This is a genomic window from Marinitoga piezophila KA3, assembly GCF_000255135.1.
Lineage (GTDB): Bacteria > Thermotogota > Thermotogae > Petrotogales > Petrotogaceae > Marinitoga > Marinitoga piezophila.
On record NC_016751.1, the window covers coordinates 236312 to 262317 of the forward strand.

Below are 26006 nucleotides of genomic sequence, written 5' to 3' on the forward strand. Positions count from 1 at the left end.
AGTTATTAAGTGTATAATCTAGTATAATTGATTATACACTTAATTTTTTATATTGAAAAATTTTTCAATAAAGGTTATAATGGAGATGAAATTGAATTTTTGGAGTGATCAGGTTGCATTATTGGTTAGCTGTAGTCTCAGCATTTTCATCATCTATAACGTCTGTATTAGGTAAATTTTCCTATACTTTAGGTGCTACTGTTACGCAAATCCTATTTTTAAGATTCTTTTTTTCTTTTTTAATTGCTCTTGTTTTATTTATGGGGTTTGGGTATAAGTTTAAATTTAAAAAATTTTTTATTTTTGGCAGTTTAGGAATTGTTAATTATGGAATAGCTGCCTATTCATTTTTTTTGGGACTTCAATATCTAAGCCCAGCTTATGCAACTGTAGTATATTTCACCAACCCTATTTTTGTTTCTCTATTACAAACGAAAACTACTAATAGAAAGCTCAACTTTTATAATGCAGTTGCGGTAGGCTTATCTTTTGCAGGAGTTTTAATTGCCAATATGGGTGAAAAAGCATTTTTGCAAAATGAAAGCCTGATTTTTGGAACTATAATGGTTTTATTTGCTGCTTTTGTAAACGCTCTTTTTGTAGTTACTGTAAGTGAAAATATAAAAACAAAATATCCAAATCCTCTGGAAAATAGTTTTTACACTTTTTTAGGAACATTTATTTATTACTTTATTTTAATGTCAATTACCAACGGTTTTGAAACTTTAAGTTCCAAATTCTTATTATCAGGATTTTTATTGGCAGTTTTTGCAACATTTGTACCATTAACTTTAAATTATTTCGCACTTAAAAAATTACAATCTCACACTTTAGCCTTATTAATGCCTTTAGAATTAATTTTTGCTTCGGTTTTATCTGCAATTTTTTTATCAGAACAATTTAATGTTTTAAAAGTTTTAGGCTTTTTAATGGTTGCTTCTGCTCCAATTATAGACATTACCTCTATTGAATCACAGGAATCCAATTTTTAAATTAAAATAGATATAGGAGGTTGAATATGTTAAAAGAAATACTTTTCGATCAGGTTAAACCCGCATACGGCTGTACAGAACCTATTGCTGTTGCTTTGGCCGTTGCAGCTGCTAAAAAACATTTTGAAGGCGAAGTTGAAAGGATAGAAGTAGAACTTGATAAAAATACATATAAAAACGGTCTTGAAGTAAATATTCCTGGAACTCCATTTATAGGTTTGGAAATTGCAGCTGCATTATCTTACACATGTGGCGATGCAAGTTTAGGCCTTGAAGTTTTAAAGAATGTTAATCAGAAATGCATAGATGAATCGCATAAATATCTTGGAAAAGTAAAGATTAAGGTGAATAAGGATTTTAATGGTTTAAAGGTTAATTGTGTTTTAAGAGGAAAAAGCAATGTTCAGGTAATTATTGAAGGAAAACATGATAATATCGTTCACATAGAAAAAGACGGGACACCTATTTTAGATAAACCTTTTGAACCTGGTGGAACTTTACTTGATAAAATTAAGGATTATTCAATTGATGAAATTTTGGATTTTATTGAAGATTTTGATGAAGATATTAGAGAATTACTTGAAAAAGCTATTGAAATGAATACTGGTATTGCAGAAAGAGGTTTAAAAAATCCTCAAAATTTCGGAAATGTACTTGATTATGAACCGGTAAATATTGTTCAGGCTGCTGTTGATGCAAGAATGAGTGGTGAGTTAATGCCTGTAATGACTGTTGCAGGAAGTGGCAATCAAGGATTATCCTGTACATTACCTGTAATTGAAATTGGAAAAAAATATGATAATGAAAAAGTATTAAAAGCTATATTATTAAGCATGTTAGTGACTATCTATATAAAAGCATATACAGGAGTTTTAACTCCAATTTGTGGTGCAGGTTCTATTGCGCCAGCTGGTGCTGCTGCAGGTATAGTTTATCTAAAAGGAGGAAATCGTGATCAGATAAAAAACGCTATTAATAATGTTCTCTCTACATTATTTGGTTTAACCTGCGATGGAGCTAAAAAAGGCTGTGCGCTAAAAGCAGGAACTGGAAGTTTTACGGCACTTCAAAGTGCTCAACTTGCATTAAATAATATAAATATTCCGTGTGGTAACGGAATAGCTGCAGACGATGTTGAAGAAACTATTAAAAGAGTTGGAATTTTAACAACTTCTATTAAGAAGTTTGACGAAGATGTTTTAGATTTTATCGGAAAATGCTAATATAAAAGGCGAGTCCATATTAGGATTCGCCTTTTATAATTATATTTTATATTTTTCAAAAAATTCTTCTTCTGTCATTATTGGAATTCCAAATTTCTGTGCTTTTTGTAGTTTGCTTCCTGCATTTTTCCCAACTACCAAAAGGTTGAGCTTCTTAGTTACTGTATCTTTAAAAATACCTCCATTTTTTTCAATTAACTCTTTCAATTTACTTCTTGGCATTCTTTCCAATTCACCTGTTGCACATATTGTCATTCCAGAAAAGACACCTTCTGTATTTTCTTCTGTTTCATATGTTAGAGAAACTCCAGCTTCTTTTAATTCTTCTATAATTTCTTTTACATGTGGATCTTTAAAGAAATCATAAATCTGTTGTGCAATATCTTCTCCAATTCCCTCAATTGAAAGAAGTTCATCATAATTTGCATTCATAAGATTATCTATTGTTTTAAATTTTTTAGCAAGGTCTTTTGCTATTTTTTTACCAACATTAGGAATTCCTATAGCATATAATACTCTATCTAATCCCCTGTTTTTTGAATTTTCAATTTGTTGAAGTATATTACTTATCATCTTTGGACCAATTCCATGACCTAATGTTGCAAGTTTAAAATGGTCTAATTTATATAAATCAGGTATTTTTTCAATTAATTTAGCTTCAACCATTCTATCAATTAATTTAGGTCCAAGTCCCTGTATATTCATTGCATCTCTTGAAACCCAAACTTCAAGATTTCTTTTTAGCTTTGCTTTACACAGAGGATTTAAACATCTTATAGCTACTTCCTCAGGATTTAATTTCCCAACCTTTCCACCACATACTGGACATTCTTTTGGTTCTTCTATTGGAATTTCATTACCTGTTCTTTTTTCTGTGAGCACTGTAACAACTTGAGGAATAATCCCTCCTGCTTTTTCTATTTTTACATAATCCCCAATCCTTATATCTCTTTCCTTTATATATTCAAAATTATGCAAACTTGCTCTTTGAACAGTAGTGCCTTCTAAAAAAACAGGTTCAAATATAGCAACGGGAGTTATTACTCCAGTACTACCCACCTGATATTTTATGTCCTTTACTTTAGTTATAGCCTGTTCTGCAGGAAATTTAAATGCTATAGCCCACCTTGGAGAACGAGCGGTATTTCCAAGAATTTGTTGTTCTTCAAAACTATTAACTTTTATTACAACGCCATCTACATCATAATTTAACTTTGCTTTATTTTCTGTCCAATATTTCCAGTATTCGATAACTTCATTTATATTTTTAGCAAGTTTTGTATTTTCATTTATTTTAAATCCTAATTTTTTTAAATATTTTAAAGCATCAATTTGAGTTGTTATATTGTAATTTTCCGGTGAAATTATATAATATATATATGAATCAAGATGTCTTTTGGCAACTTCCGAGGTATCCAATAATTTAATTGTTCCAGCAGTTGCATTTCTCGGATTTGCAAATACCTGAAGCCCTTCACTTTCCCTATATTCATTTATTTTCAAGAATTCTTTTTTGGGCATAAATATCTCGCCTCTAACTTCAATAGTTACATCTTCAGAAAGTTTTAAAGGAATACTTCTTATAGTTTTTACATTATCTGTTACATCGTCACCTGAAATTCCGTTTCCCCTCGTTATAGCCTGAACTAAATATCCATTTTCATATTTTAAGGCAATTGATATACCGTCAATTTTTAATTCACAGGAATATTCGACATTTTCTTTGTTTAATAATCTTTTGACTCTATTATCAAAGTCTATTATTTCATTTTCATTATATGTGTTGTCAAGACTGAGCATTGGAATAGAATGCTGAACAGTTTTAAATTCACTGATAATTTTACCGCCAACCCTAAAAGAAGGTGAATCAGCTGTAATTATTTCAGGATATTTCTTTTCTATTTGAAGTAATTTTTTAAATAATTTATCATAATCCGTATCGCTTATAATAGGATTATTCAACACATAATATTGATAATTATGTTTTTCTATAACTTTTTTAAGTTCTTCATATTCCTTTTTTATGTCTTCTGGTATCATCTTTTTTCCTCCATACTTCATTAATGTTCGTCAATTATATTTATATTTTCTATTCCTTCTAAATATGCCAGTTGTTTCTGAAGTTTGGATAATACTTTTGGTTCAATCCCTTTGAATATAAAATACAACAAACCATCATTTTTTTGAGAAAAATCTACATTCTTTAAAATTAGATCTTCATTATTGTTTAATATATCAAGTATTCTTTTTATAGTTTTATTATCTTTTACAGTAATTTCAATAGTTGTTTCGTCTGTTAGGTGTTTTGAAAATTTATTAACGTATAGAATAATTAATGTTGCTATTAACGCCGAAAATCCTATAAAATATTCTCCTGCACCAAATGTCATTCCAATTGATGCTGCAACCCACAATGTAGCAGCTGTTGTAAGACCTTTTACTTTATTTCCATTCTTTAAGATAGTACCTGCTCCCAAAAAACCTATTCCCGAAACGATTTGAGCTGCTATTCTTCCAGGATCTCCCATTTTTGTTACCGGATCAAAAAATACATAGATTGAAAGTATTGTAAGAATACATGATCCGAGAGATAATAAAGCATGTGTTCTAATTCCTGCTGGTCTATTTATTTTTTCACGATTATATCCAATTGCTGCTCCGGCAATTGTTGCAAAGAATATTTTTAATATTACATCATATGTTAAAATCATTTATTCCACCTCTTCTATAACTACCATAGTTACAACGTAATGTTTTTCATGAGAAATAGATATATGTATATTCTTTTTGCCAAATTTTTTGAATAGATACTCTTTTGATTCTTCAATTATATAAGGCTTACCAATTTCATTATTTAAAATAGCAATTTTTTTTAATGGAATATATTCTCCAAATGCTTTAATAAGAGATTCTTTTAAAGAGAATCTCCCGGCAACAAATTCTTTTTTTCGTCGTTCTCCATTAAATTTTTCAAGGATTTCCAATTCTTTATCATGCAATACTTTTTTCTCTAAGCCTTGAGAAATTCTATCAATTTCAACGATATCAACACCTATTCCTTTGATCATTCAAATTCCATCCTTATTTCATCACCAGGATTAAGTTTTTCATTAAAACTGAATATTTCTTTGTTATTTATATATATTTTGTATTTTGTAAAATTTGATACATCAAAATCTATATGAGTAAATAAATCCAATAAACGTATTTCTTTTTCTCTTTTTTCTACTTTCAAATGCATATCATCATATACTTTACTGTTTATATTTACTCTCTTTTCTCTGTCCTTTACTATTATTTCTTCTAAAGGTAATTCTATTGGTGAGCCGTTTAAAACTATACTCATAACTTTTTCGGGATTAACATCTATAAAATCTTTTATTAATGGTACTTCTACCATTTGCGTATATAATTTATCGTTATCATATATTTCATCAAAATCATTCAATATTTCATTTTTTCTCATTAATACTTTACCAACAGGTATTTCATAAAATTTGTCATTGATAGAGAATTTTATTGTTTTTGATTTTAATTTGCTTTTTAATTCTTTTACAAGAGGATTCCTTATTTCAAATTTATCGCCATCATGAACAATATCTTCTAAATTTACTTCTTCATTGTTTTTATATACTCTGGGATAGATAGAATATAATTCGCCATCAATAAATATTTTATAAGGTTTTATAATCTCTTTCACAGTTGGATAATGAATCTTTCCATCTTGAGGTTTACCAACCTCCAATACATCACCAGGTTTAACAGGACTTTTTAAATCTGCTTCTTTTCCATTTATTTTTATAGGTGCTTCTTTACCTTTTTCTCCCGGCAAGAATTTTAATTCACCATTTATTTCATACGATATCGCAGGTGCCGGTTTTCCAACAATATCATTTATTCCAAATCCAGCCTGTAATAAAACCTGCATTACACTTAATTCTCCACCAACAAGCATCATATTTATTGGCTTATCATTTACTATAATTCTTGCAAAAACATTCCCTTCATTTTTATGTGCAACATATGCAATTCCAACAGGTGTAATAAATTCGCTTCCTTCAAGTGTTTCATCAGTTAAAAATTCAACATATTCTATATTTTTTATATCCTTTAAAGTAATTCTATTTCTGGAAAGGTTGAGTTTTAATGCAAGTTTATCAATAAATTGCGGTACTTTCCCTCCACCACCAACAACCATAACAGCTATTGGAGGTTTTCCATTTAATTCAAGTATTTTTTCTGCTATTTTTGAAGTTATTTCCTCAACTACAGGTTCGATAATTTCAAGAATTTTTTCTTTTGAAATTTCCTGTTCAAAATCAAGTATATCTTTGTATGTAAATACATCTTTTTCCTGATTATTTAATTCTCTTTTTAGTCGTTCTGCTGTTTTAAAATCCACTAATAATTCTTTTGAAATGGCTTCAGAAATTTCATCTCCTGCCATTGGAACCATACCATATCCGATTATTGTTCCATCTTTTGCTATTGCAATATCGCTTGTTCCAGCTCCTACATCAACCATGGCGATATTTAATGTTCTTAAATCTTCCGGAACAATTAGATTCATAGCTGCTATAGGTTCAAGAGTAATGTGAACTGGCTCTAAATCATTTAATTCTAAAACGGCAAGCATTGCATCAACAACATTTTTAGGCAAAAATGCTGCAATAACCTTTGCCTTTGCTTTTTCACCTTTTTGTCCTTCTAATTTTTTTATCCATTCTCCATCTATTTCATAATATAATACAGAATAACCTACGCAATAGAAATTTTTTTCTATTTCTAAATTTTTAACTGCATCTTTTACTGCTTCCAATTCCAATGTCTTAACGGTATTATAATCAATATAATTCATGTTAGAAATTTCCATTTCATATTCGCCTATTGTTGTTACTAAAAACCTTCCTGCAAGAGCAACGGCTACATTTTTTATTTTGGATTCATCATCTATGTTTTCTTTTAATTGTTTAATTATCTTTTCAACACCTTTTGAAACCTTTGTAACATCATGTATTTGTCCATCAAGCATTGCACGATTTTCATGTTCTTTTACGGCAAAATTTTCTATAATAATTTCTCCATCTTCTGTCATTTCTGATATTATTCCAACTATAAAGCGTGTTCCTATATCAAGAGCAAACATTTTTACACCTCCACGTAGGTAACTCCTGTACCCCCTTCATTATCATTTCCTAATCTGAAAGATTTTATTCTCCTATTTTTTCTTAGATATGCCCAGATTCCCATTGCAAGTTTTCCGGTACCTTTCCCGTGAATAATATATCCACCTTTCATATTAGAGGCTATTAAATCTGATATGAATTTTTCTATTTCTGGAATTGCGTCTTCTACTGTATAACCTCTAATATCAATTTCATTTTTTATAGGTTTTAATACCGGAATATGCATAGAATTTTTTTGATTTTTATTTTTTTCGTCTTTACTTTTTTCTAATTTGATTTCATCTGGAGAAACAGTCAATTCAAATGGTTTTTCAATAAATTTTACCTGTATTTTATCTTTTAAAATTTTTATTACCTTTGCCTTTTCACCACCAATTAATACTACATCCCCTATATTTATATTATTTTCATTCTTTTTATTATTGTTTTTTATCTTAGTTTTTTCTAATTCTCTTTTTTTCTTTTCAATTTTTTTATTTAAATCCTTAATTTTGTCTATATTCTTTTCGTTTTTCAATATGGAAATATAATTTTCTACATCTTTTTTTAGATTTTTTAGATATTCCTTATACTCTTTTATTTCTTCATCAATTTTTTCTAATTCTCTTTTCTTAATTATTTCCAATTGTTCTTCAAGATTTCTTTGAAGTTGTATAACTTCTTTATGCTTTTGTTTATGTAATTCTTTTTCTTTTTCTAATTCTTCATATATTTGCGAAAGATTTTCTATTATTTTTTCATCATATACCTGTTCTTTACTTAAAAAGTTGTTGGCTTTAACCAATACATCATGAGGAAGCCCAAGACGTTCTGCAATATCAATTGCATGTGATGCACCTGGGACACCTATTAATAACCTGTACGTTGGAGATAATGTATTTTTATCAAATCCCATAGAAGCCGATAATAATCTTTCATTTTCTATAGAGTACATTTTTACTGCGGATAAATGTGAAGTAATAAAAAATGTGCTGTTTAATTCGAGAAGTTTTTCTATTATGGCTATTGCTAAAGCGGATCCCTCAATAGGATCAGTTCCCGTGCCAAGTTCATCAATTAATACCAATGTTTTTTCATGTGCATTATCCAATATATTTTTTATATTTTTCAAATGCGAAGAAAAAGTACTCAATGTTTGTTCAATACTTTGTTCATCACCAATATCAGTAAAAATATTTGTTATATATGGGATATTCGCCATTTCCGCAGGTACTGGATATACAGCATGAGAAAATACAACGCTTATCCCTACAGATTTTAAAACTACAGTTTTTCCGCCTGTATTTGGCCCTGTAATAATCATTCCAGACTTATCTTTAGGTAATTTTAGAGTTACTGGAACTACCTTTTCTTTTTCTATTAAAGGATGTCTTATATCGGAAAGATATATATACTTTTTATTTTTCTCTGGTTTTGAAAATACATATCTATTTTCTTTAGCGTATTTTATTCTAGCCTGTAATGAATCAATATACTCAACTATACTTATAGTTTTTTTTACTTTGGGAAGTATTTTTACAAGTTTAAGGTATATTTCACCTAAAATCCTTGATATTTCTGCTTTTTCCTGAGCAAATAAATCAGAAAGTTCAGCATTGAGTTTTCCTACTTCATACGGTTCAATATATACCGAAACTCCTCTATCTGAATATGCAATAATAGAACCATTTATTTTATTTTTATATTCACTTCTTATAACTATGCAATATCTATTATTTTTTACAGTAGGCTGTTGAATACTTACATATTTTTGATATTTTCCTATTATTCTTCTTAAAGTTACAGAAATGCTTTTTTTATTATTTTCTATTCTTTTTCTTATTCGTCTCAATAAATCGCTTGCGGAATCTTTTACATTCCCATCTTCATCAATAGCTTTATATACAATATCAATAAAATTATCTGTTTCAGGAATAGAAAATATTAAATCCTGTAAATGAGTATATTTAATAAGATTTTTTCTATTTTCTTTATATAAATTTTGTGTCTGAGAAAGAAAATCAGCAATTCTTTTATATTCAATTGGATCTAAATATGTACCATTTTCAACTTTTTTTATTTCATCATATATTATAGGGATTCCGCGAATATCAAATTCACCGTATTCATATATATAATTATTAATCTCATCTATTATTTTGTATTCTTCTTCAATTTTTTCATAATCTTGGAAATATTCAAACTCTTCAAGTATATATCTTTTTCCATATCTTGAAGAGGCTTTTGAGGATATTAAATTTAGTATTTTATCTATTTCAAGATCTTTATATGTTTTGGAATTCATATTTTATTAAAAAGACACCTCCAGAGCTATATTAAGAGGAAAATAATTGATAGTTGCCATTTTATTATCAGTAGAGAAATATCTTGACTCGTATCCACCCAATAACATAATATTGAAATTAGAAAATTCATATGACAATCCAAGATTAATGTTTATTATTGTAGAAAGAGTTTTAAACTCATCTTCTGTATGCATTCCACCAACTGCTAATACATTGAATTTTGTATTAAATAAAAAATCGGTGTTATATGTTGTAATTATCCCGATTTCATAACCAGTATCTTCTATAATTGCATTTAAATCTTTTAATTGTGTTTGTGATATATTATCATAAACTGTATAACCAAAATATGGACCAAATGACATTTCTGGAGAATCTTCTGCTGGAAAGAGCAAACCTATTCTAACTGTATAATAATCAAAGTTTTTAAATGTATCATCCCAACCAGCTATATCAATAGATGTAGAAGATGCAGTAATTCCATATGTTCCCATAACAGCTATGTTAATAGTAAAAGCAGTAATGGCAACAACAAATATAGAAATCAATAATAAAACTTTTTTCACTTTCAACGCCCCTTTCATTTTGTTTTATGGGTAATTCCTATTTTTTCTCTTAAATACTCTGGTTTTACTATATATTCATCTAATAATTCTTTTCTTGTTCCCTGAGGAATAAATTCATCGTTAGCTCCTAATTCTACTAATGAATCTATATTTATTTTATTCTTTATAATATATGTTTTTATTTCTTCATTAAATCCGCCTTTTATCGCATTCTCCTCTACAATAAAAATATTTGTATTATCCTTTATATATTCTTTTAAAATCCCTTCATCAATTGGTTTAACGCTTCTAACACCAATAATTGTTGCATTAAGTTCATCCCATAATTCTTTATATTCTTCAATTAATTGTCCAACAACAAAAACGATATTTTCTTTTGATTCTTCTTTTATTACTTTCCATTTTTCATCCACTAATTCTAAATTATTTATTATATCTTTTATATCTATATATTCTCCACCTCTTGGAAATCTTATAAATGTAGGTTTTTCCAGATCGTTTTCCAATACGGTATATAGCATATTAGCTAAATCCTGGGCATTTAATGGTGTCAATATTTCAATATCTGGCACCAATCTCAAATAAGATATATCAAATACACCATGATGAGTTGGTCCGTCTTCTCCAACGATACCAGCTCTATCGAGCAAATATAATACAGGAATTTTTTGTAAAGCTATATCATGAATAATTGAGTCAAATGCTCTTTGCATAAATGATGAATATATATCAACAATTGCGAATGTCCCTGCAAGTCTCGTCGCTCCTGCAGCTGTAACTATTGATGGTTCTGTAATTCCCATATCAATAACCTTTTCAGGATATCGGGACTTTAAAATATTTAACCCTGTTCCTTCCTCCATAGCAGCGGTAAAGGAAACAAAATTATATTTCTCACCTAATTCTTTAAGAACATTACCAACTACCTTACTATAAGAAAGTTTTTCTGATTTTTTATTGCTCACTCCATGATATTTTGTTGGATTTTCTTCAGCAAAGTCCATTCCTTTACCTTTAATGGTTTTTAAATGTAAAATACATGGACCATCATCATAATTTTTTATAAATCTAAGATATTTTTCAAGGGATTTTATATCGTGCCCGTCTACTGGACCATAATATTTTATTCCCATACCTTCAAATATACTCATTGCTTCATTATATACTGTATGTTTAATACCATCACGTATTTTTTTCAATGTGTGTTCAATATCCTGACCAACTTCTGAACTTTCAAGAGTATCTTTTATTTTTTCCTTTATTGCATAATAATCATTTGATAATCTTACTTTATTTAAAATTTTTGCAATAGCTCCAACATTTTCTGAAATAGACATTTCATTATTAACAAGTATTATTTTTATTTTAGAATGAAGTGATTTTAACTGATTTAATGATTCAAGTACCATACCACTGGTAAATGCACCATCACCAATAATAGCGATAATATTCTTATCAATATTTTGATTTTTAAACCCTATTTCATATCCCAAAGCAGCAGAAATAGAAGTGCCAGCATGCCCAGCACCAAAATAATCATATTCACTTTCGAATATATTTGTAAATCCACTAATTCCATTTTTCTGTCTTAATGTTTTAAATGCTTCCCATCTTCCAGTTAGTAATTTATGTATATATGCTTGATGACTTGTATCCCAGATAACAATATCCTCTTTCGGGTCAAAAATTCTATATAGTGCAAGGGTTAATTCAACCACTCCAAGATTTGAGGCAAGATGTCCTGTATTTTTTGTAACCGTTTCATATATATAATTCCTTATTTTATTCGCTAAACTCTCTAATTCTTCATAATCCATTTCCCGTATCTTGTGGTACAAAGGGTTTTCCATATCCATCCAACCACCTCTATAGCCTTTTAAATTCTTCTTTTGCTATTTTATCTAAAATACCGTTTATAAATTTGGCACTTTTTTCATTGGAATATTTTTTTGCTAATTCAACAGCTTCATCAAGAATAACCTTAGGCGGAATATCCTTTCTTTTTTCTAACTCAAATATTGCAAGTCTTAAAATAGTTTTTTCAATATTTGCAACTCTATCAAAATCCCAATTAATAAGATATTTTTTTATATATTCATCATATCTATCTTTATTTTCCAAAATATTTTGTAAATAAATTTCCCCTTCTTCAAATAGGTTTTGAGGGACCTTTTTTTCTTTTAAAAGGTCCCTCAATAAATCTATTACATTTTCATATTCTATACCCTCAATAAAATCAAGTTGAAATGTCGCTTCTAATACTGCTTCTCTAACATATCTTCTTTTTGGAATCAATTTTCAACACTCCCATTTTCATCTTCGATTTTTTCATAGTCTATTTCTTCTTCAATTTCTGGTTTTTCTGCTTCTTCTAATTCTTCATAATTATCTTCCGTAGAAGAAATAATTAATCCATCAAGAACAATATCAACATTTCTTACAGGCACTTCTGTCATTTTTTCTACTTCTGATTTTAAGAATTCCTGTAAATCCTTTGCGAATTTTATTATGCTCTCACCATATTTTGCTTTTGTTTTTACGAATACTGATATTGTTCCGTCATCATTTTCATTTACTTTAATCAATTTTGCTAAATCTCTTTCATTTAAATCTGCACCTTCAACATTTTCTTTAAAAAATAATTGATACGATTTCATGGCCAATTCTTTTAATGCACTATCAGTGAAGGTTAATTCACCAAATTGATTTTTTTCATACATGGCCATATTATCCCTCCCTTCTCAGGCTCTTTCAATATATTCACCGGTTCTTGTGTCTACTTTTACTTTTTGTCCCACTTCAACAAAAAATGGAACTGTTGTTTTTAATCCAGTCTGTAAAATTGCTGGTTTTCCTCCTCCTGAAGCAGTATCTCCTTTAAAATTAGGTTCTGTTTCAACAACTTCAAGTACCACAACTGTTGGCAATACTATTCCAACAGGTTTTTCATCATAGAATGTTAAAGTAACTTCGAGATTGTCTATTAAATAATCTTTAGCATCTGCAACATCTTCTTCTGATAATAAATATTGCTCATATGTGTTTAAATCCATGAATACATAACTATCTCCATCGTGATATAAGTATTCAGCTGGTCTATATTCAAGAGCAGCTTCTTCAACCTTTTCACCAGAGTTGAAATTTTTATCTATTACATAACCTGTTTTTATATTCTTTAATTTTGTTTTTATTATTCCACTACCTCTACCTGTGAAATGTTTCTGCATTCCTAATACTCTGTATAATTCCCCATCTAAAAGTATAATCATTCCTTTTTTTAAATCTCCAACTACTACCATTCTTACATTCCTCCTATCTTTTTTCTTTTTTATATTATAATAAGATTTTTATCAAAAGTTGTTAATAATTCATAACCATCTTCTGTTACCAATACATCATCTTCAATTCTTATTCCAACTTCTCCTGGAATATAGATTCCCGGTTCTATTGTAATTATATCACCAGGTTGTGAGGTTTCAGTTGATAATTTAGATACTCTTGGACTTTCATGAACTTCAAGCCCTACTCCATGTCCAAGTCCATGTGAGAAATATTCACCATACCCTGCTTCAGAAATAATGTCTCTTGCTATCTTATCTATTTCAGAATATGCCAATCCAGGTTTTACACCTGCAACAGCAGCTTTCTGTGCCTTTAAAACTATTTCATATATTTCTCTATGTTTTTCTGAAATTTCACCAATAGCAATGGTTCTTGTAATATCTGAATTATAACCATTTGCATATGCTCCAAAGTCAATTACTACCAATTCACCTTTATTAATAGTTTTATCTGATGCAATCCCATGAGGTAAAGCACCTCTTGGACCTGATGCAACTATTGTTTCAAATGCATAAGTGTCTGAACCGAAAATTTTCATATTATATTCAAGTTTTGCTGCAAATTCTTTTTCTGTCATTCCTAATTTAAATGTATCCAATGTTTCTTGCAAAGCTTTTTCAGCTATTTCAACAGCTTTTTTTATATATTCTACTTCTTCCATTGATTTTGTTCTTCTTAATTCCAATAAAAGTTCTTCAGCTGGAACAAATGTATATTTTTCAAATTTCATTAATATATTTAAATATATATGAGAAGAAACAGTGTTAGCTTCAAATCCTATTTTTGCTCCTTCAGGTAATTCAATAAGTTTTTTTATTTCTTCTTCCAATTTTCCTTTTAAGATAATTGGTTTTTCTCCTGTTTGTTTTGTAGCCTGTTCTATGTATCTTCCATCTGTCATAAACTTTACTTCTTTTTCTGTTATTAAAACAACAGAAAAAGATCCGGTAAATCCTGTTAAATAGTATGATGATGGTTTTGAAGAGCTTTCAATATTAATAATTAAATATCCATCTAAACCTTTATTTGCCATTTTTTCTCTTAAGAGATTGATTCTGTCAAAAAACATGATCTATCCCCTTTCATAAATATTTTAATAAAACACTAAAATATATTATATCATAGTTAGGCTAAAAAAGTTTTAATTGTTTGGTATTTTTTTGATACTTTCTATGTTTTATTTTTTTCATACTCTTTAATTTATTTTCAAATTCAGTTTTGTTTGAAATTTCTTCCATAACCTCTTTTGCACGTGAAACAACTTCTGCCGGTAATCCTGCAAGTTTCGCTACTTCTATACCATAACTTTTATCACTAATTCCATCTTCTATTTTATGCATAAATATTATACCTGATTCTGTTTCCATAACCTTTACTCTTTTATTTAAAATCCCATCATAAAAATCCGCCAACATAGTAAGCTCCATATAATGTGTAGCAAAAATAGTATATGATTTTAAAATCTGATATATATATTCGGATGTCGCCCATGCAACACTTATTCCATCTATTGTTCCCGTTCCCCTTCCAACTTCATCAAGAAGAACAAGACTTTTTTCGTCAGCATTATTTAGAATACTTGAAACCTCTGACATTTCCACAAGAAAGGTTGATTTCCCGCTTACAACATCATCTTTTGCACCTATTCTCGTATATATATTGTTTAATATAGGCATTTCAGCATATTCAGCCGGAACAAATGAGCCTATTTGTGCCATTATTGAGATAATTCCAATTTGCCTTAAATATGTAGATTTACCGCTCATATTTGGTCCAGTTAAAATAACAAATCTCTTATTTTCATCAAGCATTATATCATTTGGCGTGAATTGTTCTACAAACCTTTCTACTACAGGATGTCTTCCATTTTTTATAATAAATTTATTATCAGAAAATATAGGTCTCACATAATTATATTTAATCGAGGCTTCTGCAAAACCACGTAAAATATCTATTTTTGAAATATTTTCAGCAAATATTTTAAGTGTTTTTACATATCTTTGTAAATCCCTTATTAAATCTTCAAAAATCCTCTTTTCAAGTTCATCTATCTTCTTTTCTGCTATACTAAATTTTTCTTCTAACTCTCTAAGTTCTTCTGTAATATACCTTTCAGAATTAACCAAAGTTTGTTTTCTTATATAATACCCGGGCACTTTATCGCTGTTTGCTTTTGTAACTTCAATATAAAAACCATATATTTTATTTCTTCCTACTTTAAGATTGGTAATTCCAGTTTTTTCTTTTTCTTTTATTTCTATTTCCTTTAGAAAATCTGAGGATTTTTCAAATATTTTTTTATATTGGTCAAGCTCCTCATTAAATCCTTCTTTTATTACTTTTCCTTTACCAATTTGATTGGAAGGCTCATCTACTATTGCACGATTTAGTAATTCTTTTAATTCAAAAAACTCTTCAAGCGTTTCAAGACCTAACATTAGAAGTAATTCATTTATATATGGAATTACTTCTAATGTTGTTTTTAATGCCGTTAAATCGCGCGGAGTAGCTTTCATTAAAGAAATTCTTGATGCAATTCTTTCAACATCTCTTACAGCAGAAAGATACTCCTTTAATTCTTCCATAACCAGCTGATCATTTCTAAATATTTCCAGAATATCCTGCCTTTCTTCTATTTCTTTTTTTGATATTAATGGCTTTGATATCCACTGTTGAAGATGCCTTGCACCCATTGAAGTTTTTGTAAACTTCAATACATCATATAATGTTTTTCCTTTAGTTTCTTTATTTGGTAATAATCCGAGATTTAAAATAGTCGTTGAATCAAGAATCATATTATTGGATGTTTTAAATCTTTTAGGAAATGAAAAATGCGTTATTTTTTGTTTTTGGGAAACTTCAAGATATTTAAATACAGCTCCAAGAGCATAAATTTCTTCATCATTTAATTTTAGAACATCCGGGTTTAATATCCCATAACTTTCTTTAACTATATCAATATTATTTTTATTGAAATACCAATCTTCTAATTCTTCAACGTACAAACCTGGATAAGAATTTTTGATATTATTTTTTATATTTCTAAGATTGTTTGTTAATAACACTTGCACAAATGAATATGAAGAAATAAAGTCCATAATTTCATTTTCAGTATATTCAAATGTGTCTATATACAAATCACCTGTACTAAAATCAAAAATCACAAAAACATATCCTTTTTTTGCAGGATATATTAATAACGAATATCTATTATTTTCATCTATCATATTTTCCTCAACAACTGTACCCGGAGTTAAAACCTGAGTAACCTCACGTTTTACTATACCTTTTGCTGTTGAAGGATCCTCCATTTGTTCACAAATAGCCACTTTAAAGCCCTGATCAAGCAGTTTTTTTAAGTAATTATCAAGCGCATGATGAGGAATACCGGCCATAGGATGACCATTTCTCTGGGTTAAAGTAATTTGAAGGGCTTCGCTGGTTATTTTTGCGTCTTCAAAAAAGGTTTCATAAAAATCACCTAGTCTAAATAAAACGAGACAATCCTTGTAATCTTCCTTTATTTCAAGATATTGTCTCATCATAGGGGTAAGAGTTTTAATAATATCACCTTCCCATTATTTCAGGGTGCTTTCGCACCCTGAATTTTTACATATAATAATGTTATTAATCAGGGCAAAAATGCCCTGATTAATGTTATTTTATTTAATTTCTTTTCGACTTTTTATTACTTTATCAATTAATCCATATTCTTTTGCTTCTTCAGCAGACATAAAGAAATCTCTATCTGCATCTTTTTCAATTTGAGAAACATCTTTTCCTGTATGTTCGCTTAATATTTTATTTAACATTTTCTTCATCCTTAAGATTTCCTGAGCCTGTATTTCTATATCCTTTGCAGTTCCCTGCGCTCCACCCCAGGGTTGATGAATCATAATCCTTGAATTTGGAAGAGCAAATCTTTTCCCTTTTGCACCAGCAGTTAACAACACAGCACCCATTGATGCAGCCTGACCTATACAAATTGTAGAAACATCTGGCTTTATATATTGCATAGTATCATATATTGCAAGACCTGCTGTAATAGAACCTCCAGGACTGTTTATATATAAATAAATATCTTTTTCTGGATCCTGAGCTTCAAGAAACAGCATTTGTGCTACAATAAGATTAGAAACATAATCATTAACTTCTGAACCAAGAAATATAATTCTATCTTTTAAAAGTCTTGAATAAATATCATAAGCTCTTTCATATCTACCACTTGATTCAACAACAACTGGTATAGGCATGCTCACTGTTCATTCACTCTCCTTATCTTTTCAAAAATCTTGTTTACTGGTATTGCTAATAAAAACATATGGCCGCTATCTGTAAATAATATTGATTTCACACTTTTTCCATAGGTTAAATCTACAAGACTTGTAGTATTTCTATGTTCTTTCTTTAATCGCTTAAAATGGGAGAATTTTTCTGGTATAATTGAATGTATCCTTTCTGCGATAATAAAAGAGTTTTTTGTTACATTTATGATAGCCATATTTTCACCTCCATCCTTTATATTATACACTGAAAATATTAAAAAATCAAAACGGAGGCGATAAAATGAGTGAAAATAATTTTATAGATGAAGTTATTATAACCGTATTCGGAGGCAAAGGTGGCGATGGTGCTGTAAGTTTTAGAAGAGAGAAATTTATTCCAAAAGGCGGCCCTGACGGCGGTGATGGTGGTGATGGCGGTAATGTAATAATAATGTCTACTGTAGAAAAAAACACATTAATGGATTTCAAACATAAAAAGAAGTTTAGAGCTGAAAACGGAAAAAATGGTCAGGGAAAGAAAATGTATGGTAGAAACGGTGAAGATTTAATAATAAAAGTCCCTGTTGGAACCCTTGTATATGATTATGAAACTAATGAATTAATAGCCGATCTTAAATATCCAAATCAATATGTTGTAGTCGCACGCGGCGGAAAAGGAGGAAAAGGAAATATTCATTTTACAAATTCCAGAGTTCAGGCTCCAACTATTGCAGAAAAGGGAATCGAAGGAGAATCAAGAGTTTTAAGATTAGAATTAAAGGTTTTAGCAGATGTTGGAATTATAGGATATCCTAATGTTGGTAAATCTACCTTAATTTCTGTTATTTCACGAGCTCGACCCAAAATAGCTAATTATCATTTTACTACTTTAATACCTAATCTTGGTGTTGTTGATATGGGTGATGGAAATTCTTTTGTTGTCGCAGATATTCCAGGATTAGTCCCTGGTGCTCATGAAGGTGTTGGGTTAGGAGATAAATTTCTAAAACACGTTGAAAGATGTTATTGTTTAGTGCATATACTCGACATTTCAGAAAGCGAAGGAAGAAAAGCTGAAGATGATTATTATACAATACGAATGGAATTGGAAAAATTTTCTGAAGAACTTGCTAAAAAACCTGAAATCATAGCAGTAAACAAAATTGATTTATTACCTGAAGACGAATTAGAAAAAAGGTTAAATAAACTTGAAGAAAAATTGGGCAAAAAAATCATTCCTATTTCCGCTGCTACAAGAAAGAATATAGATTTACTTTTAAATACTATATGGGATACAATCAAAGAAATGCGTATAGATAGGCAAAAACAAATACTTGAATCCTTAAAAAATGCTCCTGATAAAATAAAATTAAAAATTAAACCTGTAGATGTTGATATACCTAAAAAAGTTAGATTTGAAATTATCAAATGGGATGAAGGTGTTTATGAAATTACCGGTCATGATGTTGAAGTGTTATTGAAAAAATATCCTATTGACCAAAAAGATGCAAGGCTGAAGATTTTACAAATACTTGAAAAAAGCGGTTTAGAAAGATTCCTTAAGAAAGTCGGTGTAAAAGAAGGAGATACCGTTTATCTTGGTGATTTCGCATTTGAATATATGGAGTGATATAAATGATTGTAATATTTGGTGGAACATTTAATCCACCTCACATTGGACATAGAATTATAGCCGAATATGCATATGATTATTTAAAACCAGATAAATTTTTAATTATCCCGGCTTATACTCCACCACATAAACTTGAAAATTCAGATATTGCAAATTATGACAAACGAATTGAATGGTGCAAAAATACTTTTCCATCTGAAAGATTTGAAATTTCCAGAATTGAGGAAAAACTTGATAAACCTTCTTATACACTACAAACGGTAAAATTTTTAAAAGAAAAATATAATGACGAAATATATTTATTAATTGGCGAAGATTCACTAATTAGCTTTCATACATGGTATAAATGGAAAGAATTACTAAAAAATGTTACTCTTGTTGTTTATAAGAGATTTTCTGAAAAATTAAAATTTGAAAATTATAATATTGAACATATCTTTTTAGATTCTCCAATAATAGAAATATCTTCAACGAATATAAGAGAAAGAATTAGAAAAAAACTCAGCATTTATGGAATGGTATCAGATTCTATAGTAGATGATATTTTAAAAACTTTTTAGAAAAATGAGGTGAATAAAATTAAATTAGGAATTCTACAATTTCCTCATAAAATAACCCTTTCAGAAAAAGTTTATACTGAATATTTTAAATTTCTAAATAGTGATTCTTCTTATAATTCTATAACTATTAATTCTGAACTTTTTGATTTTGAAATTGAAAAAATTTTAAATAGTTATGATGGTCTAAATGTCACTGTTCCTTTTAAAGAGAAAATAATGAAATATATTGATGTTATAGAAGACGCTTCAGTTTTAAAAGCAATAAATACTATTTACAATAAAATTGGTTATAACACTGATTGGATCGGGTTCATAAATTCATTAAAAGAATCAAATTATAACTTAAATGGAAAAATATTAATTTTTGGCGCTGGTGGTGTAGCACGCGCCATTGTTTATGGATTATACAAATTAGGTATCGATAAAGTCACAGTAATTAACAGAACATATGAAAGGGCTTTAAATTTAAAAGTTGAATTTCAGAAAATTATAAATATTATTCCACATCCGCTGGAAAAATTAAACAATGAATTAAAAGATACATCTATATTTATAAATGCTTCATCGTTAGGCATGTTTAATGAAAAATTGCCTATAGAACCCTCATATTTGAAAAACATTAAACTTGTATATGACGTTGTTTATTATAATACTCCTCTTCAAGAATTGGCAAAAGAATTAAACATAAACCTTATCACCGGTGAAAAAATGTGGTATTATCAGGCTATTGAAAATCTTAAAATATGGAATATATACGATGAATCAAAATTTAAGAAAGCTTTTCAGAACTTCAAAAAATGATATAATATTCTATGAATCTATTTAAATAAGGAGAGATTTTATGGCAAATGTATATTTGAAAAAAGGAATTAAAAGCAGGGTTGTAAATGGCCATCCCTGGATATATGAAAATGAAATAAATGAAATTCAAGGAGAATACGCTAACGGCGAGATAGTAAATGTTTTTTATAATAAGAATTTCATTGGAAAAGGATATATTAACGATAACTCAAAAATAAGAGTTAGACTTTTAACAAAAAAGAATGAAGAGATCGATAAAGAATGGATAAAAGGAAAAATTAAAAAAGCTATCGATTATAGAAAAATGATTTTTGGTAATGAAAATACCTTTAGATTAATATTTGGCGAAGGCGATTATTTCCCAGGACTTATCGTAGATAAATTCAATGATTATTTAGTCATTCAAATTAATACTCTTGGAATATATAAACTCAAGAATCATATTATCGATTCGTTAGTAGAACTCATTAATCCAAAGGGAATTTTCGAGAAAGATGATGAAAAAAGTGCTAAAATAGAAGAATTCGAATACACTGAAGGGTGGATATATAAAACAGGCCCTGAATTGATTCCATTTGAAATCAACGGAATAAAGTTTTTTGCCGATACGCTTGGACAAAAAACAGGATTCTTTTTAGATCAAAGATATAACGCTCTTAAAGTAAAAGAATTAGCTAAAGATAAAAATGTTCTCGATGGATTTTCATATACAGGAAATTTTGGTATCCATGCATTATCTGGTGGTGCAAAACATGTCACATTCCTTGATTATTCTGATAGAGCTTTATTTGTTCTTGAAAAAACTTTAAAAGAAAATAATATCTCAAAGGACAAATATGATTTATATGAAACAAATACATTTGATCAGCTTAGAAAATTTGACGGCGCAAATATCTATTTTGACTTTGTTATTATTGATCCTCCATCTCTAGCCAAGTCAAGAAGTTCAATAAAAAATGCTATAAGAGGTTATAAAGAATTAAATTTAAGAGCTATGAGAATAACAAAAAATGGTTCTTTATTCGCCACGGCATCATGTACACAATTGGTATATGACGAAGAATTCAAAAGAATCATTTTCGATGCAGCTAAAGATAATAAACTATTATTAAGACAAATATTTAAAGGAAATCAATCACCAGATCATCCTGTAGTATATAATATTTTAGAAACAGAATATCTTAAATTCTATATTTTCCAACTTGAAAATATGAAATTGTAATTATTTCTTGATCTCTATAATCTATAAAAAAACAGCGCTTTCAAAAGCGCTGTTTTTAAATTATAGTTACAAATAGACTCATTATAAGAAATATGAATATCTGAAATTTTATATATTTGAGTTTTTGTTTCCCTAAATCTTCCTGAAAAACCAGAAAATTATTAATAAGAGTAATCAAAATATATAAAATAATAACTGTTTTAATTGACGGACTAACTAAATATAACATGAGTATATTTATAAGAGAGGTTAATCCATTTATTATAAGAAAAGCAAGAAAAAACTTCACTTTATCAATTTTGACTCTTAATATTTTTAGAATTAAAATATTGGCAATCATTTCTAAAGAAATAATCACAAATAACAAAATAGCGGAAAAAATTACTATCTTTTTTAAATCAACTGTATTTACAAAGATTTTAAGAAAACCATAAAAGTGTTCTTTAAAAATAATGTTATTGTTTATATATTCTAAAACAAATGATGTAAATATATATATTGTTCCAATTAGAGTAATAAAAAGAACAAGAAAATCCCATAACTTTTCCTTTAATACTTGATCCATATAATCACCCCATCTTTTAATTCATTTTTTATTATATCAAAAATATACGATTATTAATGTTAAAAAATAGTAAAAAGAACTTTTAATTTTTATTTTCTAATTTATTTCTATTTAAATATGATTTATTGAAACTAATTTACAAAGAAATATATTGTAAAAACGTTTTTTTTGATGTTATCTGAAGTATTTTTATAAAAAAAACTCTGCATATCCATAATAGATATACAGAGTTTCTTGTAAATCTAAGTATTTCTGAAAACAAGAGGCATTACCTGTTTTTTTCTTGATACAATTCCTTCAAGATAGGATATTTTATCTGAAAAATCACGTCTAAATATTTTTTCAGCCAATTTATATTGACCAGCTGCAAATATATAAGAACCTTCTTTTAAAACATCAGTTAAAAGGAATAAAAATAAGATGTATCCTCTTTCTTCTACAATTTTTTCCATCTCATTTAAAATCTTATCCTTTCTTTTTAAAATACTTTCTACATCAATTACCTCTATTTGAGCAATTGCAATGGTTCCGCGAGATAATCTTGATTCTTTCAAATCTATTGTTAAAATTTGTTTTTCACTAAAATCTTCAAGATCAGTTTTAGCTTTATACATTTCTATACCATAATTTATAGCGTCAAGTTTTAATAAATTTGAAATTTCTTCAACTGCTTTTTTATCTTCATCAGTAGTAGTAGGTGATTTTAAAAGCATGGTATCTGATAATATTGCTGAAAGCATTACACCAGCGATTTCTTTTGGAGGAATAATATTGTGTTTTTTATATAAATCCCATATTATTGTATTTGTACATCCTACAGGTCTAATATGAGCAGTAATTGGAAGCCCTGTTTCCAATCCTCCTAATCTATGATGATCCACAATTTCAAGAATTTCAGCTTCTTCAATTCCTTCTACACTTTGGGATTTTTCCGAGTGATCTACTAATATAACTTTTTTCTGTTTTGGTTTTATCAAATCATGTCTTGTTATAATACCTTTTACATATCCATTTTTATCTACTACAACCGCAACACCTTTCTTATCCTGCATTAATTCCTCTTCAAAATCTTTTAGTATTTCATCAGGTGATGTGGTTAATGGATTTCTGCTCATTATTCTTTCCACATGAGTACTTAGACGTAATAACCTCCCTGCAACATATGTAGGATGAGGAGTTACAACTATCGGAATATTTTTCTCTTCAGCAAGATTTATTATTTTTTTTGAAGGAATAAAATCCCCTGTTATTATTAAACAGCTTACTCCACTCTCCAGTGCTATTTTTTGAACATCTTCCCTATTTCCTGTTATCAATACATCATTCTTTTTTAAGTATCTTTTAACTTCTTCTGCTGTCATTGCTCCAATTGTTGGACAACCCATTAATTTTTTATTTTCATCTCCAACAATTAATTTTGCATCCATTGTTTTTATAATATCTTTAACCTTTGGTGGATTCTCTTCAAGTGTAAAATTCTGTATTTCTTTCAAAAAATTTCTGGCTAATTCTCTTTCAGTTAAAAGGCCTATTAATTTATTCTCTTCATCAACAATTGGGATACTCTTAACATGTTTCTCTAACATCGTGTTTCCAATTTCAAATATTGTTGATTCTCTTTTAGCTAAAACAACATCTTTTACCATTGCATCTTTTACTTGAATGTATACATGTTCTAATAATTCCGGCTTATTTATGCTAAAATAATTCAAAACAAAATTACTTTCAGGATTTATATCTCCCAGTCTATATGGTTTATATGTATTATCATTATCTATTTGATTCTTTAAATAAGCATAAGATATTGCAGCAGCAATACTATCAGTATCAGGACGTTTATGACCTATTACATATATTTCATTTTTCATTTATATCACCTCACAATTTTTACAGAATATAATATCATTTTACCACATAAAAAAAACGGAGCTTACGCTCCGAAATTCCTTAATTTATTTTAAGGAGGATAGGGGTATTATTATGATAATACTAAAATGTTAAGATTAATATCAATTTATTATTCAAGTTCATGTATTATAAATTAAGAAATAAATAATCTTTTTTCAAAAAAAATGTTTTTTAAATTATACAAATAATGATATAATATACAGAGATTAAAAATTTTTCAGGAGGTGTTTTTGGTGAAAAAAACTTCAAAACTCTTAGTGGCAGTAGCGCTTATTGCAGCATTTTTATTTATTCCTAAAATTGGAATTTCTGAAAATTCCAGAGAAACAGGGAAAAACTTAAAAATAGCATTTGTACAAATGGAAAAAGTAACTCAGTCCTATTATAAATGGCAGGACTTACAGGAAAAATACAAAAACGACTTACAGTATTATCAGGGAAAAATCAATAAATTACAAAAAGAATTTGAAGACTTAAAAAACTCAGGTGCTACAAATGATGAATTGGTAAAAAAACAACAGGAATTACAGTTAAGAATTAATGAATATCAAAAAGCTATTCAGGATGAATACACAAAGAAGACAAATGAATTATTAGCAGAAGTAAAAGAAAAAATAGTGAAATACGCTAAAGATAATGGTTACAACTTAGTATTATATGAACCATCAGTTTTATATGCTGATGAATTAGTAGATATAACTCCGCAAATTATTGAAATGTTAAAAACAGCGGGTGTAAATTAATTCGATGGAAAAACATACACTTGTTTGCAAAAAAATTATAAAAAAGTATGGAAGAAAAATAGTTTTAAATGGAGTAGATTTTGAAGCCGGCACTGGTGAAATTGTTGGGATCCTTGGTCCCAACGGTGCCGGAAAATCTACTTTATTTAAAACTATTCTTGGTATTGTAGTACCTAAAAGCGGTGAGGTATTATTGGACAATATTAAAATAACTCATTTACCTGTACATATACGTGCAAAGAATGGAATTGCATATCTTCCACAGGAACCTTCTGTTTTTAGAAATTTAACTGTATGGGATAACATGGATTTAATTGCTTCCATGTTAAAAATTGAAAACAAAGAAAAAATCATTACAGATATATTAAGCGAATTTGGAATATTAGAACTTAAAAATCAAATTGCTGACTCCTTATCCGGTGGTGAAAAAAGAAGATTGGAGTTTGCAAGAACATTGCTAATGAAACCTAAATTTATTCTTCTCGATGAACCGTTTGTAGGAATTGATCCTATTACAGTAAAAGATATACAAAAAATCATCAAATCTCTTTCTAAAAGAGGGTTAGGTGTAATTGTTACAGATCACAATGTTGATGAAATTGCTGAAGTTGTTGATATATTATATGTCGTTCATAAAGGTAATGTTATTGCTCATGGAAAACCTGAAGAAGTTTTAAAAGATGAAAAAGTTATTGAAAATTATCTGGGTTGGTGA

General features: G+C 28.6%; 24 protein-coding genes. 8 read left to right on the forward strand and 16 right to left on the reverse strand.

Features of this window, described 5'->3' with window-relative positions; translation table 11 throughout:
• Window positions 1-104: 104 nt before the first annotated feature.
• Complete coding sequence (locus MARPI_RS01135) at window positions 105-992, forward strand: DMT family transporter (RefSeq protein ID WP_369804762.1); 888 nt, start codon at window positions 105-107, stop codon at window positions 990-992.
• Window positions 993-1018: 26 nt separating this feature from the next.
• Entirely contained in the window at window positions 1019-2215 is a 1197-nt protein-coding gene (locus MARPI_RS01140; RefSeq protein WP_014295754.1) for an L-cysteine desulfidase family protein, read from the forward strand.
• 39 nt (window positions 2216-2254) lie between these two features.
• Here MARPI_RS01140 and ligA read toward each other — a convergent pair whose 3' ends face one another.
• From ligA to MARPI_RS01210, 14 genes are all read right to left on the reverse strand, one after another.
• A complete protein-coding gene (gene ligA, locus MARPI_RS01145; RefSeq protein ID WP_014295755.1) occupies window positions 2255-4255 on the reverse strand; it encodes an NAD-dependent DNA ligase LigA in 2001 nt (666 codons plus the stop codon).
• A 20-nt stretch (window positions 4256-4275) separates the two neighbouring features.
• Window positions 4276-4926 (reverse strand): MgtC/SapB family protein, encoded by a 651-nt coding sequence (locus MARPI_RS01150; RefSeq protein ID WP_014295756.1) that lies wholly within the window; start codon window positions 4924-4926, stop codon window positions 4276-4278.
• Entirely contained in the window at window positions 4927-5283 is a 357-nt protein-coding gene (acpS, locus tag MARPI_RS01155; protein ID WP_014295757.1) for a holo-ACP synthase, read from the reverse strand.
• Window positions 5280-7361, reverse strand: a complete 2082-nt coding sequence (locus MARPI_RS01160; protein WP_014295758.1) for a cell division protein FtsA — start codon at window positions 7359-7361, stop codon at window positions 5280-5282. Before MARPI_RS01160 ends, acpS begins: the two co-directional genes overlap by 4 nt.
• 2 nt (window positions 7362-7363) lie before the next feature.
• Window positions 7364-9685, reverse strand: coding sequence for an endonuclease MutS2 (locus MARPI_RS01165; protein ID WP_014295759.1), 2322 nt, complete (start codon window positions 9683-9685; stop codon window positions 7364-7366).
• Between the two features lie 6 nt (window positions 9686-9691).
• Window positions 9692-10252: a hypothetical protein gene (locus MARPI_RS01170; RefSeq protein ID WP_041638418.1), complete on the reverse strand. Its 561-nt coding sequence runs from the start codon at window positions 10250-10252 to the stop codon at window positions 9692-9694.
• A gap of 14 nt (window positions 10253-10266) precedes the next feature.
• A complete protein-coding gene (gene dxs, locus MARPI_RS01175; RefSeq protein WP_148265119.1) occupies window positions 10267-12108 on the reverse strand; it encodes a 1-deoxy-D-xylulose-5-phosphate synthase in 1842 nt (613 codons plus the stop codon).
• Between the two features lie 10 nt (window positions 12109-12118).
• A complete protein-coding gene (gene nusB, locus MARPI_RS01180; RefSeq protein ID WP_014295762.1) occupies window positions 12119-12547 on the reverse strand; it encodes a transcription antitermination factor NusB in 429 nt (142 codons plus the stop codon).
• Window positions 12544-12978 carry an Asp23/Gls24 family envelope stress response protein gene (locus MARPI_RS01185; RefSeq protein ID WP_014295763.1) on the reverse strand — a complete coding sequence of 145 codons (435 nt, stop codon included), beginning with the start codon at window positions 12976-12978 and terminating at the stop codon, window positions 12544-12546. The genes nusB and MARPI_RS01185 overlap by 4 nt, the downstream gene beginning before the upstream one ends.
• Window positions 12979-12993: 15 nt before the next feature.
• Window positions 12994-13551 carry an elongation factor P gene (gene efp, locus MARPI_RS01190; protein ID WP_014295764.1) on the reverse strand — a complete coding sequence of 186 codons (558 nt, stop codon included), beginning with the start codon at window positions 13549-13551 and terminating at the stop codon, window positions 12994-12996.
• Window positions 13552-13580: 29 nt separating this feature from the next.
• Window positions 13581-14663, reverse strand: a complete 1083-nt coding sequence (locus tag MARPI_RS01195; protein WP_014295765.1) for a M24 family metallopeptidase — start codon at window positions 14661-14663, stop codon at window positions 13581-13583.
• 61 nt (window positions 14664-14724) lie between these two features.
• Entirely contained in the window at window positions 14725-17139 is a 2415-nt protein-coding gene (gene mutS / locus MARPI_RS01200) for a DNA mismatch repair protein MutS (protein WP_217671589.1), read from the reverse strand.
• Between the two features lie 117 nt (window positions 17140-17256).
• On the reverse strand, window positions 17257-17847 hold the full coding sequence (clpP, locus tag MARPI_RS01205; protein ID WP_041638420.1) for an ATP-dependent Clp endopeptidase proteolytic subunit ClpP: 591 nt from the start codon (window positions 17845-17847) through the stop codon (window positions 17257-17259).
• A 2-nt stretch (window positions 17848-17849) separates the two neighbouring features.
• The gene (locus MARPI_RS01210; protein ID WP_014295768.1) at window positions 17850-18095 is read right to left on the reverse strand and encodes a DUF370 domain-containing protein; all 246 of its coding nucleotides are present in this window, start codon (window positions 18093-18095) and stop codon (window positions 17850-17852) included.
• Between the two features lie 65 nt (window positions 18096-18160).
• On the opposite strand from MARPI_RS01210, the gene obgE reads away from it, so the two are divergent.
• The 4 genes from obgE to MARPI_RS01230 are packed head-to-tail and all read left to right on the forward strand — an operon-like array spanning window position 18161 to window position 22075.
• Entirely contained in the window at window positions 18161-19489 is a 1329-nt protein-coding gene (gene obgE / locus MARPI_RS01215; RefSeq protein ID WP_014295769.1) for a GTPase ObgE, read from the forward strand.
• A gap of 5 nt (window positions 19490-19494) precedes the next feature.
• A complete protein-coding gene (gene nadD, locus MARPI_RS01220; protein WP_014295770.1) occupies window positions 19495-20052 on the forward strand; it encodes a nicotinate (nicotinamide) nucleotide adenylyltransferase in 558 nt (185 codons plus the stop codon).
• 9 nt (window positions 20053-20061) lie between these two features.
• Window positions 20062-20853, forward strand: a complete 792-nt coding sequence (locus MARPI_RS01225) for a shikimate dehydrogenase family protein (protein ID WP_014295771.1) — start codon at window positions 20062-20064, stop codon at window positions 20851-20853.
• A 40-nt stretch (window positions 20854-20893) separates the two neighbouring features.
• On the forward strand, window positions 20894-22075 hold the full coding sequence (locus tag MARPI_RS01230) for a class I SAM-dependent rRNA methyltransferase (protein ID WP_014295772.1): 1182 nt from the start codon (window positions 20894-20896) through the stop codon (window positions 22073-22075).
• Between the two features lie 55 nt (window positions 22076-22130).
• On the opposite strand, the gene MARPI_RS01235 is transcribed toward MARPI_RS01230, so the two are convergent.
• A complete protein-coding gene (locus MARPI_RS01235; protein ID WP_014295773.1) occupies window positions 22131-22640 on the reverse strand; it encodes a hypothetical protein in 510 nt (169 codons plus the stop codon).
• Window positions 22641-22882: 242 nt separating this feature from the next.
• Window positions 22883-24508, reverse strand: a complete 1626-nt coding sequence (locus MARPI_RS01240; RefSeq protein WP_014295774.1) for a putative manganese-dependent inorganic diphosphatase — start codon at window positions 24506-24508, stop codon at window positions 22883-22885.
• A gap of 273 nt (window positions 24509-24781) precedes the next feature.
• Between MARPI_RS01240 and MARPI_RS01245 the strand changes: the two genes are divergently transcribed.
• Window positions 24782-25291 (forward strand): OmpH/Skp family outer membrane protein, encoded by a 510-nt coding sequence (locus tag MARPI_RS01245; protein ID WP_014295775.1) that lies wholly within the window; start codon window positions 24782-24784, stop codon window positions 25289-25291.
• Window positions 25292-25295: 4 nt separating this feature from the next.
• On the forward strand, window positions 25296-26006 hold the full coding sequence (gene lptB / locus MARPI_RS01250; RefSeq protein WP_014295776.1) for an LPS export ABC transporter ATP-binding protein: 711 nt from the start codon (window positions 25296-25298) through the stop codon (window positions 26004-26006).